This is a genomic window from Sphaerisporangium sp. NPDC088356 (assembly GCF_040685555.1).
In the GTDB taxonomy this organism is placed as follows: domain Bacteria; phylum Actinomycetota; class Actinomycetes; order Streptosporangiales; family Streptosporangiaceae; genus Sphaerisporangium.
Window position 1 is genome coordinate 1 of record NZ_JBFBIK010000252.1, and the last position, 2,408, is coordinate 2,408.

General features: G+C 67.9%; 1 protein-coding gene. It reads left to right on the forward strand.

The features are described from left to right. Nucleotides 1–508 precede the first annotated feature (508 nt). The gene (locus AB0O34_RS36640) at nucleotides 509–2,167 is read left to right on the forward strand and encodes a M28 family peptidase (protein ID WP_363923583.1); all 1,659 of its coding nucleotides are present in this window, start codon (nucleotides 509–511) and stop codon (nucleotides 2,165–2,167) included. Nucleotides 2,168–2,408: the final 241 nt, after the last annotated feature.

The window sequence follows — 2,408 nt, forward strand, 5'->3', positions numbered from 1 at the left end:
TACCGCAGCTGACCCTCGCCGCCTTGGGCGCGCCCTGAGACGACGGCACAGCGGTCCATCGCGGTCCGGCGCTTCGGCGTTCAGCCGCCGATGCGCGATGGGCCGCAGGGCGCGCCGGCCGGGTTCGAATCGGCAGGGCGGCGGCCGACCACTACCGTCATGATTTTTCGGTACATATACGGATGCCGCTACGTATGTACTGCGCCTCTCGGCGGCTTTACCGTCACGCACAAGTCGATTCCCCATCACGACGAGGTCAGGAGCGTCATACCATGTCGTACCCATCCTGACGGTATACGCCGCTCCCGGCCCTGGGAGTCATGTCGGTGCCGGATGAGTCTCGGCCGCCTCGTCCACCGGCCGGCGTATCCGGCGTGTGAGCATTCATTTCTCCACACCCCCCAGTCCCACATCATCGCGCCGTCCAGCGATTCGTGACGGCGCGATGAGCGCTGCCCGCGTACAACGCGAAAGCGCTGCAGTGGGATGCCGAGAAAGGAAAACGCACATGAGGCGCACAGCTGTCCTCACAGCGACCGTCGCCATGGCCCTGATGGGCCTGCTTGCGTCCGCGACCCCCGCGACCGCGCAGGCGCCACCGGGAAGCACCCGGTCTGACGCATCCGTCAGTGCGCCCAGGAGTGCCCCCCTCACCGCCCTGGCGTCCCCCGACATCAGCCTGCCGAACATCAAGGCGCACCTGAACCAACTGCAGAGCATCGCCAACTCCAACGGCGGCACCCGCAGGTCGACCACCGCGGGCTACACCGCATCGGTCTCCTACGTCGAGCAGAAACTGCAGGCCGCCGGCTACACCACCCGGCGCGTGACCTGCACGCCGGGTTGCACCAGCGGCGCCGGGCCCGACCTGATCGCCGACTGGCCGGGTGGGGACGAGAGCCAGGTCATCATGTCCGGCGCCCACCTGGACAGCGTCTCGGCCGGTCCCGGCATCAACGACAACGGCTCAGGGTCGTCGATGCTGCTGGAGGTCGCGCTGACCCTGGCCGCGCAGCGCCCGACGATGACCAAGCACGTGCGATTCGGCTGGTGGAGCGACGAGGAGCAGGGCCTTCTCGGCTCTCGCGCCTACGTCAACTCGCTCAGCTCGACCGATCGCTCCAAGATCAAGCAGTACCTCAACTTCGACATGGTCGGCTCTCCCAACGGCGGCTACTTCATCAACAACATCACCACCACGGCCGCCGCCGACCTGCGCGCGTTCTACAACAACCTCGGCCTGCAGCCGGAGGAGAACACCGAGGGCGCCAACCGCTCCGACGACGCCTCCTTCCGCAACGCGGGCATCGCCACCTCCGGTGTCGCGGCCGGCGCCAGCGCCACCAAGACCTCCGCGCAGGCCGCCAAGTGGGGCGGCACGGCGGGAGGGGCGTACGACTCCTGCTACCACCGGTCGTGCGACACCACGGCCAACATCAACGACACCATCCTGGACCGGTCGGGAGACGCCCTGGCGTACGCGATCTGGACCCAGGCCGTGGGCACCCCCACTGGCAGGGACTTCTCGATCAACGCCAGCCCCGCGTCGGGCTCCGTGCAGGCGGGCCAGCCGGTCACGACCACGATCGGCACCACGACGACGACGGGCGCCGCGCAGACGGTGAACCTCACGACGGCGTCCGGACTGCCGAGCGGCGCCACGGCGAGCTTCAACCCGGCCTCGGTGACCTCGGGCGGCTCCTCGACGCTCACGCTCTCCACCTCGGCGTCGACGCCGACCGGCACCTACACCGTCACCATCACGGGCACCGGTGAGACCGCGACCCACACCACGACATGGACGGTGACGGTCACCGGCACCGGCGGAAACCGGACGTTCACCAACGACACCAACTTCACGATCAACGACTTGACGACGATCAACAGCTCGGTCACCTCGACCGCGACCGGCAGCGCCGTGTCGCCGGTCCGGGTGAGCGTGACGATCTCGCACACCTGCGCCGAGGACCTGCAGATCCGCCTGCGCGGCCCGAGCGGGACGTACTACACCATCGACAGCAGCGGTGGCACATCCTGCACCTCCTACGGCACCCGCATCTACTCGGTCCCGGTCAGCCAGCAGGCCTCCGGAACCTGGACGCTGCAGGTGACCGACAACTACCGGTACGACACCGGCTTCCTCGACACGTGGAGCGTCACCGTCTGAGCGAAGCTCCGAACCTGAGCGATACAGCTGACGAGAAGCCGGCACAGCCAGGTGAGGCACCGCGAAGGATCATCGCCGAGAGACACCAGATCATCGCCTCCTGCTCGACCGCGACCCTCTGGACGTCGCGCTGGAGGCGGACGATGTCGAGATCCTCCGGACTGAGGACGTCCAGGCCGGCCGGCACGGGCCGGCCTGGACGTCATGATCAGACGAGGTCGAACCGGTCGAGGTTCATCAC